The 17,434-nt window shown below is 66.5% G+C and carries 6 protein-coding genes and 1 pseudogene; 6 read left to right on the top strand and 1 reads right to left on the bottom strand.

Features of this window, described 5'->3' with window-relative positions; translation table 11 throughout:
* Positions 1 to 356: 356 nt before the first annotated feature.
* A pseudogene (locus AC3QL3_RS17380) lies at positions 357 to 2,132 on the bottom strand (glycosyltransferase); the annotation flags it as partial.
* Between the two features lie 208 nt (positions 2,133 to 2,340).
* Between AC3QL3_RS17380 and mrcB the strand changes: the two are divergent.
* The 6 genes from mrcB to AC3QL3_RS17350 all read left to right on the top strand — a co-directional run bounded on the left by mrcB (position 2,341) and on the right by AC3QL3_RS17350 (position 17,362).
* Positions 2,341 to 4,602, top strand: a complete 2,262-nt coding sequence (gene mrcB, locus AC3QL3_RS17375; protein WP_492895343.1) for a penicillin-binding protein 1B — start codon at positions 2,341 to 2,343, stop codon at positions 4,600 to 4,602.
* Positions 4,603 to 4,644: 42 nt separating this feature from the next.
* Positions 4,645 to 5,169, top strand: a complete 525-nt coding sequence (locus AC3QL3_RS17370) for a tetratricopeptide repeat protein (RefSeq protein WP_492895342.1) — start codon at positions 4,645 to 4,647, stop codon at positions 5,167 to 5,169.
* A gap of 151 nt (positions 5,170 to 5,320) precedes the next feature.
* Positions 5,321 to 7,246, top strand: coding sequence for a DNA repair helicase YoaA (yoaA, locus tag AC3QL3_RS17365; protein WP_492895341.1), 1,926 nt, complete (start codon positions 5,321 to 5,323; stop codon positions 7,244 to 7,246).
* Between the two features lie 430 nt (positions 7,247 to 7,676).
* On the top strand, positions 7,677 to 10,685 hold the full coding sequence (locus tag AC3QL3_RS17360; RefSeq protein WP_492895340.1) for a S8 family serine peptidase: 3,009 nt from the start codon (positions 7,677 to 7,679) through the stop codon (positions 10,683 to 10,685).
* Between the two features lie 410 nt (positions 10,686 to 11,095).
* The gene (locus AC3QL3_RS17355; protein WP_492895339.1) at positions 11,096 to 14,032 is read left to right on the top strand and encodes a S8 family serine peptidase; all 2,937 of its coding nucleotides are present in this window, start codon (positions 11,096 to 11,098) and stop codon (positions 14,030 to 14,032) included.
* 447 nt (positions 14,033 to 14,479) lie between these two features.
* A complete protein-coding gene (locus tag AC3QL3_RS17350) occupies positions 14,480 to 17,362 on the top strand; it encodes a S8 family serine peptidase (RefSeq protein ID WP_492895338.1) in 2,883 nt (960 codons plus the stop codon).
* The last annotated feature ends 72 nt before the right edge of the window (positions 17,363 to 17,434 follow it).

Below are 17,434 nucleotides of genomic sequence, written 5' to 3'. Positions count from 1 at the left end.
GTTTTCAATTGCGCGCGGTTGCCGCTCAGCTCGCGGCTGACGGCGTGACCCCAATCGCCGCGCCGTCTGCTCTCGGTTTCGCTGGCGGCGAGCTTGCTGCGCGCATCGGCTTCGCGCCGGCGCAGGTCGGCCAACGCTGCGCTGAGCGCTGCTTCGTTCAAGGTTTGCGCACTCGTCGCATGCAAGCGATAGCGCGCGAACGGGCGCGGCCTGAGACCGAGCAGGGTCGTATACGCTTGCGCCGCTTCCGCCGGCGTCGGTTGGCGCTCGTCGGCGAGCCGGCCGCGGATCGCATCGAGCGTGTCGCGTCGGTGTGCGAGCTCCTCGACGCGCGCGACGATCGCAGCGACATCGGGTTCGACCAGAACGCCGTCGACGCCGTCCTCGATGCGTTCGGCCAAGGCGCCCACGCGCGTCGCGATCACCGGCAGGCCGAGGCTGCGCATCTCCGACAGGGTGTAGCTGAAGGTTTCCGAGACGGTCGGCAGCAGCAAGACGGCGTCGGGGCGGATCTCGGCGAGCAGACGCGGCAGCTCGTCGCGACGGTAGTCGAGCACGATGTGCAGGCCGCCCTCGCCGAACAGCGCGTGCGCGTCGCTGCCGGCGCCGAGCAGGAACAGGTCGGCGCGCGCGCGCAAAGCCGGCAACGCGGCCTGCAACAACTCGGCGCCCTTGCCGCGGCGGATGCGTCCCGGAACCAACAAACGCAGACGCGCGCGCTCAGGCGGCGCAGGAAGTTTTTGCGTACCGCGTGGCCACGCTGCGAGGCCGTGCGCGATGACCTCGGCGCGCAGCGTGCGCAGCTCCGGCGCCAGGCGCAGATGGTTCGACAGCGCCGAGCGAGTCGGTGCGATCAAGGTCGCGTTGGCGTCGCGCAGTGCGGCGACGGTGGCGTCGCGCAACCGGCGCCAGTGGCGCGGATCGCGGTTGCCGAATTCGCCGCTGGCGTCGCCGCCAGCGAGATCGGCGGCACGTTGCGCGTCGTCGTAGGCGAGCGCGGCGTCGCCGAAATCGCGATGCAGGACCGGCCACAGCGGATAGTGGTCGTGCACGACGCAAACCAACGGCAACGAAGTGCGCAACGCGTCGAGGCTGTGACCGATCAACGAGGACACGATCAGCGCATCGACGCAGTAGTCGCGCACGATCTCGGTGAGCAGGCGGCGGTAGGTCGCATCGCCGAGCGCGGTATCGGCGATCGCGTGCGGCAGCGGCCAGCGCCGCAGCGGCGGACCGCTCAGGCTGCCGTCGTGCAGCTCCAGCCACTCGCCATGGCGGCGGCTGGCGTAGCGGCCGCGCGCGATCAGCACGAGGTGGTGTGCGTTGCGGTCGGCGGCGGCGAAGTCGCGCACCCAGCGCTCGGCACCGCCGCCCCAGCCGTGCAGCACGTGCAAGAGCACCGGTTTGTCGTCGAGACCGGCTTGTGTCGGCACCACGCCGGCGGCGAGCAGTGCCGCGACGCTTTCGCGCAGCGGATCGAGCGGCGAGGGCGGCTTCGCTTCGGTCGCTGTGGCCGTGGCGCCGTTGTCGATGTAGAGATGATCGAGACAGACCACGCGCAGGCCGCTCGCTTCGAGCGCATCGCGATCACCGAGCGCGTCTGCGCCGAGTTGCGCCAAGCGCTCGCCGTGCCAGGCCGACAGCGCCGGCAGGGCGTGCGGATAGTACGCGTCGTCGTCGAGGCGGCGTTCCGAGCTGGCGTAGCAGAGCGCGTCGATGCGGCTTGCGTCGGCGCCATGTGTGGATGCGAGTACGCGACTGCGATCGGGATCGAGGCGCAGCGGATCGAGCGGTAGTGCGCCGAGCACGTCCGGCTGCTCGAGCGCGCGCAGGAGCCGTTCGCCGGCGAAGGCGGGCAGTTGGAGATCGGCGCGGACCAGGATCAGATGCTCGCGCGGAAACGCGGCGGCGGCGCGGCGCAGGGCGGCGAGCGGATCGCCGGCATCGTCGGCAAGTAAGCTCACAGCGGCGGAAGCGGGCAGGCGTTCACGCAACGTGTCGAGCTGTGCCGCAGAGGCGGCCGCGGCGGCGTACACGCACACGCGTAGCGGCAGCGTAGCGGCTTCGCGGGTGAGTGGCGCGGCCGCGCCATCGCCGGCAGAGGGCTTCGCGACGATGGGCGTGACGTGCATCCGGACTCCGTTAAAAAAGGCGCAAGCCCACCAATTATCGCCGATCCGGTCGCTCCGGCGCGCAGCCGCCGTCTCGCCAGCTGCGACGCCGCGCGGCTACACTGCGCGCGCCCGATCCGCGCCGCGCGATCGCCCTAATTCCGCCGAAATTCCGGTCCAATCTTGTATATCGCAATGAGTCGCCCACTTTCTCCGCGAGTAGCCTGACGTGCTGAGCACGTTTTGGCGTGTGGTGCGAATTCCGTTCTGGATCGGTCTCGGACTCGCGATCGGCTTCCTGGTTCCCTACACGTTCTATCTCGATCGCGAAGTGCGCGGCCGCTTCGACGACTTGTCGTGGGAGTATCCAAGCCGCGTCTATGCACGGCCGCTGCAGCTCGCGCCGGGTCTGCCGTTGAATGCGGAGGCCCTGCAGCTTGAACTCGACGCGGCGCGCTACCTCGACGATGCGGTCGCGCGCACGCCGGGTACGTATCATCGCGACGGTGCGCGCTACACGATCGCGCGGCGTGGTTTTATTTATCTCGATGGCCGCGAGCGTGAGAAGCGCATTCTCGTCACGCTCGCGGGCGGACGTGTGGGCGAGCTCGCCGATGCCGACAGCGGTGCTGCGCTGGCCAGCGCGCGGCTGGAGCCGGCGCGCATCGCGACCTTGTACGGCGCGCAGCAGGAAGATCGGCGCGTGGTCCAGCTCGGCGAGATTCCTCCGCTCCTGCTCGGTGGTCTGCAGGCGGTCGAGGACCGCGATTTCAAGAATCACTTCGGCGTCGATTTCAGCGCGATCGTGCGCGCGACCTGGGTCAACCTGCTGGCCGGCCGCGTCGTGCAGGGCGGTTCGACCCTGACCCAGCAATTGGTCAAGAACGTTTTTCTCGACCGCAGCCAGACCTTGCTGCGCAAGCTCAACGAGGCGCTGCTGTCGCTCTTGATCGAGGCGCGCTACGACAAGCGGCGCATTCTCGAGGCCTACGTCAACGAGATTTTCTTGGGCCAGCAAGGCGGCCAGGCGGTGCACGGCTTCGCCGCCGCGAGCGAGTTCTACTTCGGCCGCGACGTGCGCACGCTCGGCGCCGCCGACATCGCCTTGCTGGTCGGTATGGTGCAGGGCCCGAGTCTGTACGACCCGCGGCGCAATCCGGAACGCGCGCTGGCGCGTCGCAATCTGGTGCTGGGCCTATTCCGCGACACCGGTCTGATCGACGAAGCGAGCTGCGCCGCGGCGATCAAGCAGCCGATCGGCATCGCGGCGAAGGCGAGCCTGCCGCGTGACCGCTATCCGGCTTTTCTCGATCTGGTGCGGCGCCAGCTCAAGCAAGACTATCCGGATACGGAATTGAACAGCGCCGGTCTCGCCATCCACACCACGCTGGCGCCGTCGGCGCAGGCGCTGGCGGAGGATGCGGTCGACAAGGCGCTCACCGGTCTGGGGCAGCGCGGCGACGCGGTCGAGGCGGCCGTCGTCGTCACCGGTGCGCGCGACGGCGAAGTGCAGGCGATGATCGGCAGCCGCGACGTCGACGAGCCCGGCTTCAATCGCGCGCTCGACGCCTTGCGGCCGATCGGTTCGCTGGTCAAGCCGTTCGTCAATCTAGTCGCGCTGGCGCAGCCGCAACGCTATTCGCTGGCGACGCCGGTCGACGACGGCGCGGTCGATCTGGCGCAGCCGAACGGTCAGCGCTGGCAGCCGCAGAACGACGACCGCCAGACGCACGGCCAGGTGCTCTTGATCGATGCGCTGGTGCGCAGCTTCAATCTCGCCACGGTGCATCTGGGGTTGCGCGTCGGCGTCGAGCGTGTGCACGGTTTCCTGCAATCGTTCGGGCTTGGGCGCGAACTCAATCCCAATCCTTCGCTGCTGCTCGGTGCGGTCGAGTTGAGTCCGTTCGACGTCTCGCGGCTGTATCAATACCTCGCCGCCGACGGCCACGCGCTGCCGCTGCGTTCTTTGCGCGGCGTGCTCGACGCGCAGGGGCGGCCACTGACGCGTTACGCGGTCAAACCCGGCGGCGGCGACTACACCACGGCGACGCGCCTGGTCACCTACGCGATGCAGCAGGTCGCCATCAGCGGCACCGCGCACGCGATCACCGATGCGGGTTTGGGCAATCTGCGCGCGGCCGGCAAGACCGGTACCAGCGACACCCAGCGCGATTCCTGGTTCGCCGGCTTCACCGGCAGCACGCTGGCGGTGGCCTGGGTCGGCCGTGACGACAACAAGCCGACGCGGTTGATGGGCTCGACCGGTGCGTTGCGCATCTGGATCGAATTGATGAAGCGGCTGCCGACCGCGCCGCTGAGCGTGCCGCAAGAGGGCATCGAGCGCGCCTGGGTCAGCGCGGAGGGCAAGCGTTCCGATTCGGCCTGCGCCGGCGCGCGCGAGCTGCCGTTCGCGACGGGTTACGTGCCGACCGAGGAGGAGCATTGCCCGCTCGATCAGCTCAAGCAGTTCTTCGGCGGCAACGGCGGCTGACGTGCGAGAATTGCCGCTTCGTTTGGGCAGCGACGGATGAACATGAAGTTTCGTACTCTCGGGGTTTCGGTGGCGATCGCGCTGGCATCGGCGAGCTGTACGCAAGCGCCGCCGGCGCCGACCGTGAAGCCGAGTGTCGCGACAGTCGACCCGGTCGCCGCGGTCAAGGCGATCCGCGCGGCCGGCGAGGGATTGGACTCGGCTGTGCAGGTGCAACCGCTGCGCGATGCGGCGATCGACGGCTTCCTCAACAAGGCGCACGGGTTGGAAACGGCGAAGGACTACGCCGGTGCGATCGAAGCGGCGAATTCCGCCTTGAAACTCGCGCCGGACGCGCCGGACATCCTGCAATACGTGGCGGAACTCGAAATCGCCCGCGGCAACTGGCTGCCGGCCGAGAAGACCGCGATCAAGAGCTTCACGCTGGGGCCGAAGGTCGGCAGTCTGTGCGCGCGCAACTGGCAGACCGTGGTCGAAGCGCGCACCGCGCTCAACGACGCGCCGACCGTGGCGCAGGCCAAGCAACGTTTGAAAGAGTGCCGCGTGGCGCCGCGGTTGAGGATGTGATCAAGGGCGGGGATTGGGGATTCGTGATTGGGGATTGGAGAAAGCGTCTTCGGCTTCGGCTTGTTTCGCTGCGAACGCCATGGCCTCGATCCTCCGCAAATCCGCTTTTTCCGAATCCCAAATCCCCCATCCCCAATCCCGGCCCCCTTCAATGAACGCCGCCGCCGACCTGCTCGGCCCTGACGGTCCGTTCGCGCGCGAGGTGCCCGGCTTCGCGCCGCGCGCCTCGCAGCAAATCATGGCGGCGGCGGTCGAAGAGGCCATCGCGGACCGGCAGATGCTGGTGGCCGAAGCAGGTACCGGCACCGGCAAGACCTTCGCTTACCTCGTGCCTGCGCTGACCTCGGGCAAGCGCGTGATCGTCTCGACCGGCACCAAGACCTTGCAGGATCAGCTGTTCCATCGCGACCTGCCGCAGGTGCGCAGCGTGGTCGGCGCGCGCTTGTCGGCGGCCTTGCTGAAAGGGCGCGCGAACTATCTGTGCCTGCACCGGCTCGAGCAGGCGCGGCAAGAAGGGCGCTTCGCCAGCCGCGAACAGGTCGCGCAGCTGCAGGCGATCCACGTCTGGTCGACGCGTACGGCGTCGGGCGATCGCAGCGAACTGGCCGACATTCCCGACGACTCCGCGCTGTGGCCGCGCGTGACCTCGACCACCGAGAACTGCCTCGGCGCCGATTGCCCGCTGTTCGGCGACTGCTTCGTGGTCAAGGCGCGGCGCGCGGCCCAGGAAGCCGACCTGGTCGTGGTCAATCATCATCTCTTGTTCGCCGATCTGGCGATCAAGCAGGAAGGCTTCGGCGAGATCCTGCCCGGCGCCCACGCGTTCATCCTCGACGAGGCGCATCAGATTCCCGAACTGGCCGGACAGTTCTTCTCGACCACCTTGTCGGCGCGCCAATTAACCGAGCTGGCCGGCGACACGGTAGCCGAATGCGCCAACGTCAGCGGCGCGTTCGCTTCGCTGCAAGCCCCGATCGACGCGCTCAACGCGACGGTCAAGCGCCTGCGTCTCGCGCTCGATCGCTTTCCGCAGAAGGGCGCCTTCACGGCGATCGAGCGCGACCTCGAAGTGACGCGCGAGCTCGACGCGCTGCGTGTCGCGCTGGACGGCTTCAACGAAGTGGTCGCCCGCCACGCCGAGCGCAGCCGCGGTTTGGACAGCATCGCCGAGCGTGCGCTCGAGCATGCGGCCAAGCTCGCGCACCTGACCGACAGCGGCGCGCGCGGAACGGTGCACTGGTACGAGCTCTCCACCCACGGCTTCGCCTTCCATGCGACTCCGCTCGATCTGGCCGCGCCGCTGCGCGAATTGCGCGAGCAGAGCCGAGCCGCTTGGATCTTCACCTCGGCGACGCTGTCGGTCGCCGGCCGTTTCGATCATTTCGCGCGCCAGCTCGGCCTGGACGATCCGGTCGCGTTGAATCTCGACAGCCCATTCGACTACGCGCACCAGGCGCTCGCCTACCTGCCGCAGGGCCTGCCCGATCCGGCCGCGGCCGACTACACCGATCGCGTGATCGACGCGGCGGTGCCGGTGCTCGAAGCGTCGCGCGGCCGCGCCTTTCTCTTGTTCACCTCGCATCGCGCGTTGCGCCGCGCGGCTGAACTGTTGCCCGCGCGCGTCGGCTTCCCGCTGTTCGTGCAGGGCAGCGCGCCGCGGCATCGTCTGCTCACCGAATTTCGCGAATCCGGCAACGGCGTGCTGCTGGGAGCCGCGAGTTTCTGGGAGGGTGTCGATGTCGCCGGCGAAGCATTGAGCCTGGTCGTGATCGACAAGCTGCCCTTTGCGGCGCCGGACGACCCGGTGCTGGTTGCCCGCCTCGACGCGCTGCGCGAAGCCGGCGGCAATCCGTTCGCCGACTGGCAGGTGCCGGCCGCGGCGATTGCGCTCAAGCAGGGTGCCGGCCGCTTGATCCGTGACGTGCACGATCGCGGCGTCCTGATGCTGTGCGATCCGCGCCTGAGCTCGCGCGGCTACGGCCGCCTTTTTCTGGCCAGCTTGCCGCCGCTGCCGCGCACCCGTTCGCTCGAGGAGGCGCGGGGTTTTTTCATGACAAAAAATTCATCTCCCGAATAAGCCGTCCTGTGACGGGCTCGGTAGTGCCGGGGCGGTGCCTCTGACTGGACAATTGCGGCAATTCGTCCAGCCTGGCCAAGCCAGCGTGAGACCACTCGAACTCGCCGGCACTGCGTCAATCTGCCGCTAAGTGCCCTTTTCCCGCCGCCCGCCGGGCCGCGAGCGCCCTGTCAGGGGTGCCTTCCTTTCTACCCTTTTGTTCGTACGAAGATTTGTAGTAAGGGACGAATTCACGCTGCAAAGCAGCATGAGGATTTGTACGAAAACTGATGGAATGCACAGGTTCCTGCACAGTTCAGCAGTTTCTGCGTAGTGCGGGAGCGATCCAACCAAAGCCTTCTGGATCCAACTTTGGTTCCTTCCTGGCTGCGCGGCGAAGCACGGAGGCTTGCGCTGCGCGGTTTCGTTCGCGATCGTGTCGGAGATTGAAATGAAGAAGTTGCTGCACGTAAACATGCTGGCGTCCGCCGTCGGCGTGGCGCTATTGGGGGTCAGCTTGTCGCCGGCATCGGCCGCGACGCTGACGGCCAGCAATGCAGTCGATTCGGCCGTGGAGGTCAGCAGTCTCGGCCAGTACATCGTCACGTTCGCCGAACCCGGCCTGCTGCACTACTCGGGCGACGTTTCCGGTCTCGCTGCGACCGCGCCGAGCAAAGTTGGTACGCGCAAGCTGGATGTGAGCTCGATTGCCTCGCGGAGCTACGCCGCTCACCTCGACGCGCAGCGTGCAACGCACGTCGCGGAAATCGAGAGCCGCCTCGGCCGCACGCTCGTCATCAGCCACACCTACGGCATCATCAAGAACGGCATCGCCGCGGCGCTGAGCCCGGCCGAACTGGCCCGAGTCGCTGCGACCCCGGGCGTGCTGTCGGTCAAGCCGGTGCGCGAATACTCGCCCGATACCTTCCGCGGACCGAAGTTCATCGGCGCCGACAAGATCTGGGACGGCACCGCCGTACCGGGCGGCGTCGGTACCAAGGGTCAAGGCCTCAAGGTCGGCATCATCGATACCGGCACCAATACCGCCCATCCGTCCTTCGCCAACGACGAGACCTGCGGTTTCAGCACGGCCAATCCGAAACTGCATGCGTTCGACTGCAACACCAGCAGCGCCGGACATTGCACGGGGCCGACACCGAACGCGCAGGTCAGCGGTCACGGCGTGCACACCTCGAGCACCGCGGCCGGCAACACCATCGACAACACCGCCAATCCGGGCCCGCTCCTGCCCGACGGCGTCAGCATGTCCGGCGTCGCGCCGTGCGCGGCGGTGTACTCCTATCGCGTCGAAACTGCGGCCGGCCCGCTGAGCGGTGCGGCCATTGACGCCGCCATCGAGAGCTTGGTCGCCGACCAGATCGACGTGGTGAACTATTCGATCGGTCCGGGCTGCTTGAACGGTACGCCGTGGTCGGATGAGGATCGCGAATTCCTCGATGCGATCAACGGCGACGTCTTCGTCGCCGCTTCCGCCGGTAACACACGCGAGGAATGCCAGGCCGATCCGGTCGGACGCGTTTCGCACATGGGCCCGTGGATGCTGACCGTCGCCGCCTCGTCGCAGGATGAAACCTTCCTGCCGCGCTTCGAAGTGACCGGTCCAGGCACGCCGCCGGCGAACATCCAGAGCATTCCGGTCAACCCCAGCAACACGACGATCGTTTCCACCACGCCGCCGCTGACCAACTACCCGCTGCGCACCTATCCGGCCAACCTCTCCGGTTGTAACGATACCGGCGGCTTCCCGGCGAACTACTTCACCGGCTCGATCGCGGTGGTCCGCCGTGGCTTCCAGGCTCCGGGTACGACCGCGTGCAGCTTCGTCGAGAAGGTCACCAACGCGACGAACGCCGGCGCGTCGATGGTCATCATCGCCAATAACCAGAACCAGATCATCTCGATGGATACGACGGGCACGACGATTCCGGCGTTCTCGCTCGACACCTTGGCCGAATCGGATGCTCTGATCGCGTTCGTCAGTGCCAACCTCGGCCCAGCGCCGAACGCCGACGTGATCTTCGCCGACGGTTTCGATCCGGCTACGGGAGGTTCGGCAACCGGCAACTTCAAGCAAGGCGTGATCACCCCGGGCCAGGGCGACGTGCTCGGCGGCTTCAGCAAGCGCGGTCCGACCCCGGCGCCGTACGACAACCTGACCAAGCCGGACATCACCGGTCCCGGTATCGACATCCTCGCGGCCGGCCGTCCTGCCGACGGCAACTACTTCCTGAACAGCGGTACCTCGATGTCGAGCCCGCATCTGGCGGGTGCGGCGGCGCTGGTGCGCGCAGCGCGTCCGGCTTGGAGCGTGGCCGAGGTCAAGTCGGCGATCCAGACCACCGCGAAGAGCGACGGCTTCCAGGAAGACGGCACTACGGCGTGGAACGCCGATCAGGTCGGCAGCGGTCGCGTCGATCTGAGCAAGGCCGCTATGGCCGGCTTGACGCTGGATGAAACCTATCAGCGCTTCGTCGATTCGAATCCGAGCGGCGGCACGGTCAACGTCAAGGATCTCAACATCGCTTCGGTGCGCGACATGGCGTGCGCGGCGACGTGTACCTGGACGCGCAAGGTCAAGAACCAGCTGACCACCTCGGGCACTTGGAACGTGACGGGCACCGGTGACAGCTTCACGCTGTCGGCCACGCCGGCCACCTTCACGCTGGCTCCGGGTGCGGAGCAGACGATCACGATCACCGCGACACCGAGCGGCACGCTGTCGGCGATCAAGTTCGGTACGCTCAAGCTGACCGAAGCGCAGGGCCAGTCGCCCGAGCAGCACATCACCGCAGCGGTCAAGGGTGGCACCGTCACCCCGCCTGAAGGCATCGATCTCAAGGTCGACAGCTGGGCGAGCGGCTCGTTGGGAGCGGTCGGTGCGGGAGCCGGAAGCTACTTCGTCTGGTTGAACCGCTTCACGCCGGACGCGGCGGACTATCCGTTCACGCTCCAGACCGTGCAGGCGGTGTTCGTCGGCGCTCTGAGTGACGGCAGCATCGGCGCGGCGGTGGGCGAGACGTTCGATGTCTACGTCTATCAGGACAACGACACCGATCCGTCCAACGGCGCCACGCTGGTTGGTTCGGCGAAGAACGTCGCGGTCGCCGCGCCGTTGAATTCGCTGCAGACGATCACTCTGCCGGGCGGCGGTTTCCAGCTCACCGGTCCGGGCGACGTGCTGATCGCGTTCGTCTACAAGGGTGCAACAGGTGCTCGCCCGGCTGCGAACGACCGCGCCACGGTCGATTCGGGACGTTCTTGGATCGGTGACATCGGCAGCACGCCGCCGACGGATCCCGACCTGGCCGCACAGAACATGGTGTTGGTGTCGAGTCTGATCGCGAACTACCACTCGAACTGGATCGTGCGCGGTCACGGCACGACGGGAAGCGGCAAGACCGTTTCGCTGGGAACCCATACCTTGGGTGCCAAGCAGTAAAGAGTGCTTGCGTTGATCGAAACCCGCGCGGCTTCCGCGCCGGTTTCCGAGCAGCGAAGATCGAGAAAGGCGCGGACCTCCGCGCCTTTTTCTTTGCCGCGCATCCGCGCGGCGGGTCTCGAAGCGGCGCGGTGCAGCGTGCGGTCGCGCGCTGCGACGAAACCCTGGCTTCCGCAACGACTGTGCGCAAGCGTATCGATCGGCGTTGCAGCGCTACACGTCGTGTGATTCGCAGCGCCATCGCGGGATTGACCGATGTTTCCTCGACGTCGGCTTCCGCATCGCCGCGGTGGATGCTATAAGCCGTTCGCGCAAAGGGAATTGGGGCTATCACTTTGCTAGTCCCCGATGCGAACGGTGCGGCACGTCTCGTCTTCGGTCTTCCAAGATGAAATACCTGGAGAACCGAAATGAGCAAGCCGCTTCATCGCGACGCGCTGGTCGCGTCGATCGCATTCGCCCTGGCCGCGGTAGGACTGCCGGCCCAGCTCGACGCCGCCACGACCGTGGCCAGAGCCAATAGCGCCGAGCAGAATTCCACCCATCACACCTACATCGTCCGCTTCGTCGAAAGCGGCCTGCTGCACTATCGAGGCGAGGTCAGCGGGCTGGCGGCGACGGCCGTCGCGGGCAACGCCGGCGGCAAGCTCGACGCGCATTCCGCCGCCGCCACCGCGTACAAGGCGTATCTGTCCGAGCAACGCGAAGCCCATCTGGCCGCGATCAATCGCACGCTCGGCATCACGCTCACACCGACGCACAGCTACGCAGTCACGGCGAATGCCGTTGCGGTTGAACTGAGCGCGAGCCAGGCGCGGCAGGTCGCCGGCGTGCCCGGCGTCCGCAGCGTCGAACGTGCGCGGGACCAGCGACTGTCGACCTATCGCGGCCCGGAATTCATCGGCGCGCCGTCGATCTGGGACGGCAGCAGCGTACCCGGCGCCATCGGCACGCGTGGCTTCGGTACCGTCGTCGGCGTGCTCGATACCGGCGCCAACAGCGGCCATCCCTCGTTTGCCGACGACGCCAGCTGCGGCTTGGGCGGCAGCAATCCCAAACAGCTCAGCGCGGTGGATTGCACGAGCAGCAGCGGCGGCGTCTGTAACGGTGCCGATCCGGAGGCGGCTGACGGCAACGGACACGGCGTGCACACGGGCAGTACCGCGGTCGGCAATGTCCTGACGACGGCGGCGGTACCGCCGCCCACACTGCCGGCCGACGCGCCCTTCATGTCCGGCGTCGCGCCTTGCGCCAGCCTGCGCTCCTACAAGGTCTGCGCGACCGATACGTGTGCGGGAGGCGCGATTCTCGCCGGCATCGAAAACGCGATCACCGACGGCGTCGACGTCATCAACTTCTCCATTTCCGGCGGCACCGAGCCGTGGGACGACAACGATCGCCAGTTTCTGGATGCGCTGCAGGCGGACATCTTCGTCGCGGCGTCGGCGGGCAATACACGCGGCGGCTCCGATCCGGTCGGTGCGGTCAACCATCTCGGGCCGTGGCTCACGTCCGTGGCGGCTTCGACGCACGACCGCAACGTGGCCGGCAACGGCACGCTGTCGGTCACCGGGCCCGGAACGCCGTCGGCGCAGTTGCAGAACATCGTGCTGACTCCCGGTTCGGGCCCGAACCTCGGCACGCCGGCGAACGGATTGGAGATCCGTCGTTACGCGACCAATATCAGCGGCTGTACCGCCACCGGCGGCTTCCCGAGCGACTACTTCGACGGCTCGATTGCGCTGATCCAACGCGGCGGCTGCAATTTCTCGGAGAAAATTCAGAACGCCGACGATGCCGGCGCGGTGGTGGCGATCATCTACAACAATACGACCGGTGCAATCAGCATGAACACCGAGTCGGCCACGCTGCCGGCCTACAGCATCCTGCAGAGCCAGGGGCAGGCGATCGCTGCGTTCATCGATTCGAACGCACCGACGCCGGTCGTCACCTCGTTCTCTCCCGCGGTCCGGCAAGGCGATGTGCTCGCCGGCTTCAGCCTGCGCGGGCCGAGCGGTTTGGTCAGCGTGACCAAACCGGACATTACCGGGCCCGGCGTGAGCATCTATGCGGCGGTCGACGAAGCTTCCGGCAACTACGGGTCCATGAGCGGCACCTCGATGTCCTCGCCGCATCTGGCCGGCGCCGGAGCATTGCTGCGTTCGGCACATCCGCAGTGGACTCCGGCCGAAGTGAAATCGGCGCTGATGCTGACTTCGGTCACGGATGGCCACAAGGAGAATCTGACCACGGCCTGGAATGCCGACGACGTCGGCAGCGGCCGCGTCGACCTGACCAAGGCGGCGCTGGCTGGTTTCGTGATGAACGAAACCTACGACAACTTCCTCGCCGCGAATCCAGACACCGGCGGCGATCCGAAGACGCTGAACATTTCGAGCATGCGCAACATGAATTGCACCGACTCGTGCGAGTGGACGCGCACCTTGCGCAACACGCTCGCGCTGCCGTCGAGCTGGACGGTGACGGTGAATGCGCCGGCCGGCCTCGACGTGGCGGTCGACAGGAAGTCGTTCTCCTTCGACGGCACGGCCGCCGACACGCAGGAGATCACGATCATGGCGACGCCGACCACGGATCTCACCGCGGTCACCTTCGCCGAAGTCGTGTTCAAGGAAGCGAACGGCCTCGCGCCCGATGCGCACATGGTTGTCGCCGTGAAAGGCAACGCTGGCAATGAGCCGGACGACCGCATCTTCAAAGACGGCTTCGACGTCGCCGGCACGGCCGGATTCTCGGAGAACTTCGACAGCTACACGGCCGGCAACAACCTACACGGCCAGGGCGGTTGGAAGGGCTGGTCCAACGATGCGGCCGCCGGCGCGATCGTGGTCAACACGCAGAGCGTGAGTACACCGAACTCGATCGAGATCAAGCAGGCCAGCGATCTGGTGCACGAGTTCTCCGGCTACACCAGCGGCTCGTACACGATCACGGCGATGCAATTCATTCCGGCTGACTATGCGGGCGAGTCTTCCTTGGTTTTCCTGAACGCCTACTCGGACACCGATACCAGCGTCCTCAGCTGGTCGACGCAGGTGTCCTTCGACAGCGCGACGGGCAATGTCACTACCTTGGAAGGTGCCGCGAACGCGGGGACGATGCCTTACATCACCGGACAGTGGGTCGAGCTGAAGCTCGAGATCGATCTCGATCAGGATCTGCAAACGTTCTACTACGACGGAACCGAGCTCTACTCCGGATCGTGGACGCAGCAGTTCCCTGCTCAGGATGTCGCGGGAATCCGAAACATCGGTGCGATCGACCTCTTCGCCAACAACGCGAGCGCGGTCTACTACGACGACATCCGAATCGTCCCGAACCCATAAGCGGTTAGACGATTGCCTGGGACTCCGTGCGGAGTTCTAGGCTGCTACAAACGATACGGCGCCTTCGGGCGCCGTATTCGTGTTTGCCAGGCCATGGACGGCGCGCTACTTGCGAATTCCATCGCCGTCATTCGGCCGCGGAAATCGGCTTGCTGCCGCACCCGCACATCCCGCCATTCGCAGAAGCCATGCCCGCCGATATCGAACGTTCGTTTGCGAACGCCGCGGGAATTGTCATTTTGCGGCGTCTACGGGGCGGTGTTATAAACCCTCACCGCAAAGGGTCCTGGGGCCATCTCACTTTGCTGTGTCCGAGCTGCGCATGTTCTTGTGCAGGTCTCGTCTTCGGTGTTCCTTCGATGAACTGCCTGGAGAATTCAAATGGGGAATTCGCTTCGTATCAAGACGCTCGCTGCGTCGATCGGTTTCGCGTTCGTTGGAGTCGGAATGCCGCAACAGGCACCGGCCGCCACTTTGCAAAAGACCGTCGACAGTGCGCCGGTTTCCGCACGTCATATCTACATCGTCCGCTTCGTCGAAGCTGGGCTGATGCACTACCAAGGTGAGATCGACGGCCTGGCGGCGACCGCACCGGCGCGCAGCGCGAGCCGCAAGCTCGATCTGAATTCGAGTGCCGCACGCTCCTATCAGACCTATCTTTCCGGTCAGCGCGACGCGCATCTCGCGGCGTTCGCGCAGGCGCTCGGCCGCACGCTGACGCCGACGCACACCTATGCGATCACGATGAACGGCGTCGCGCTCGAATTGAGCATGAGCGAGGCGAACAAGATCGCCGCGCTGCCCGGCGTGCGCAGCGTGCGGCGTGAGCTGCAGCGGCAGCTCGGAACCTATCGCGGTCCGGAATTCATCAGCGCGCCGTCGATCTGGGACGGCAGCAACGTGCCCGGCGGCGTCGGCACGCGCGGCAACGGCATCGTCGTCGGCGTGATCGATACCGGCGCGAACAGCGACCACCCGTCCTTCGCCAACGACGCGGCGTGCGGCTTCAACGCCGGCAATCCGAAGCTGTTGGCGGCGCTCGATTGCTCGACCACCAGCGGCGCCGGCACCTGCAATGGCCCCAATCCGGAGGCGAACGCGGGCAACGGCCACGGCGTGCACACCTCCAGCACCGCAGTCGGCAACGTGCTGACGACGGCCGCGGTGCCGCCGCCGACGCTGCCGCCGGACGCACCCTTCATGTCCGGCGTGGCACCGTGCGCCAAGCTGCGCACGTATAAGGCCTGCGAGACCGATACCTGCGGCGACGCCGCGCTCAGCGCCGGCATCGAGAATGCGATCGCCGACGGCGTCGACGTGATCAACTACTCGATCTCCGGCGGCACCACGCCGTGGCTATCGGACGACAGCGACCGCCTGTTCCTCGACGCGTTGAACGCCGACATCTTCGTCGCCGCTTCGGCCGGCAACACGCGCAACGGTTCCGATCCGGTCGGTGCGGTCAATCATCTCGGTCCGTGGGTCACCACCGTGGCCGCGTCCACCCACAACCGCAACAACGCCGCCAACGGTTCCTTGTCGGTCACCGGTCCCGGCTCGCCGCCGGCGCAGTTGCAGAACATCAGCTTGAACCCCGGCTCGGGCCCCGATCCGGGCACGGCGGCGACCAATCTGCCGATTCTGTACAACACCACCAACCCGACCGGCTGTACCGCGACCGGCGCCTATCCGGCCGGTTACTTCACCGGCGCGATCGCGCTGATCCAACGCGGCGGTTGCAACTTCTCGGAGAAGATCCAGAACGCCGACGACGCCGGCGCCGTGGTCGCGATCGTCTACAACAACACCACCGGTGCGATCGGCATGAACGTCGCCGGCGCGACCTTGCCGGCTTACAGCATCCTGCAGGCCGAAGGCCAGGCGATCATCGCGTTCATCAATTCGAGCGCGCCGACGCCGGTGGTCACCTCGTTCACCCCGGGCGTGATCCAGGGTGACGTGCTCGCCGGCTTCAGCCTGCGCGGTCCGAGCGATCTGGTCACCGTCACCAAGCCCGACATCACCGGCCCCGGCGTCAACATCTACGCCGCGATGGATGCCGGCACCGCGACCGAGTACGGCTCCTTGAGCGGCACCTCGATGTCCTCGCCGCATTTGGCCGGCGCCGGTGCGCTGTTGCGCGCGATCTATCCGGCCTGGACGCCGGCCGAAGTGAAGTCGGCGCTGATGCTGACCTCGGTCACCGATGGTCACAAGGAGAATCTGACCACCGCCTGGGATGCCGACGACGTCGGCAGCGGCCGCGTCGACCTGAGCAAGGCAGCCAAGACCGGTTTCGTGATGAACGAGACCTACGCGAACTTCCTCGCCGCCAATCCGGCGGCCAGCGGCGATCCGAAGACGCTCAACATCCCGAGCATGCGCAACATGAATTGCACCGACTCGTGCGATTGGACGCGCACCTTGCGCAACACGCTCGCGGTGCCGTCGAGCTGGACGGTGACGGTGAATGCACCGGCCGGTCTCGACGTCGCGGTCGACACGAGTTCGTTCTCTTTCGACGGCACCGCCGCCGACACGCAGGCGATCACGGTCACGGCGACGCCGACCACCGATCTCACTGCGGTCACCTTCGCCGAAGTCGTGTTCACCGAAGCGAATGGACTGGCGCCCGATGCGCATATGTACGTCGCGGTCAAAGGCAGCGGCGGCGGCCAGCCGGATCAGATCTTCAAGGACGGCTTCGACGGCACCAGCGGTCCGCCGGCGTTCTCGGAGAATTTCGACAGCTACACAGCCGGCAACAACGTCCACGGCCAGGGCGGCTGGAAGGGCTGGGCCAACGATGCGGCCGCCGGCGCGACCGTGGTCAACACGCAGAGCGTGAGCACGCCGAACTCGATCGAGATCAAGGAGACCAGCGATCTGGTGCACGAGTTCTCCGATTACACCAGCGGCTCGTACACGATCACGGCGAAGCAGTACATCCCGGCCGCGTTTTCGGGCAAGTCGTACTTCATCTTCCAGAACGCGTACTCCGACACCGACACCAGCGTGATCAGCTGGTCGAGCCAGGTGTTCTTCGACAGCGCGACGGGCGATGTCGGCACCGAGGACGGTGCGGCGAATCCGGGCACCGGGACCTACGTCACCGGACAATGGGTGGAACTCAAGCTCGAGGTCGATCTCGACCAGGATCTGCAGACGTTCTACTACAACGGTACGCAGCTGTATTCGGGTACCTGGACCGGGCAGTTCGCCGGCGGGCCGGGTGCGCCGGGCATCCTCAACATCGGTGCGATCGATCTGTTCGCCAACGGCGCGAGTGCGATCTACTACGACGACATCCAGATCGTCGCCAACCCGTAAAGAGCGGTGCAATCGCTGCGGGCCTCACACGAGGTCCGCAGCGTGATGACAGCGATACGGCGCCTGCGGGCG

The sequence above is a fragment of the Dokdonella sp. GW821-FHT11D02 genome (genome assembly GCF_058808595.1).
Note: the sequence above shows the minus strand (reverse complement) of the source record. Positions and strands in the feature narration are given on the sequence as shown.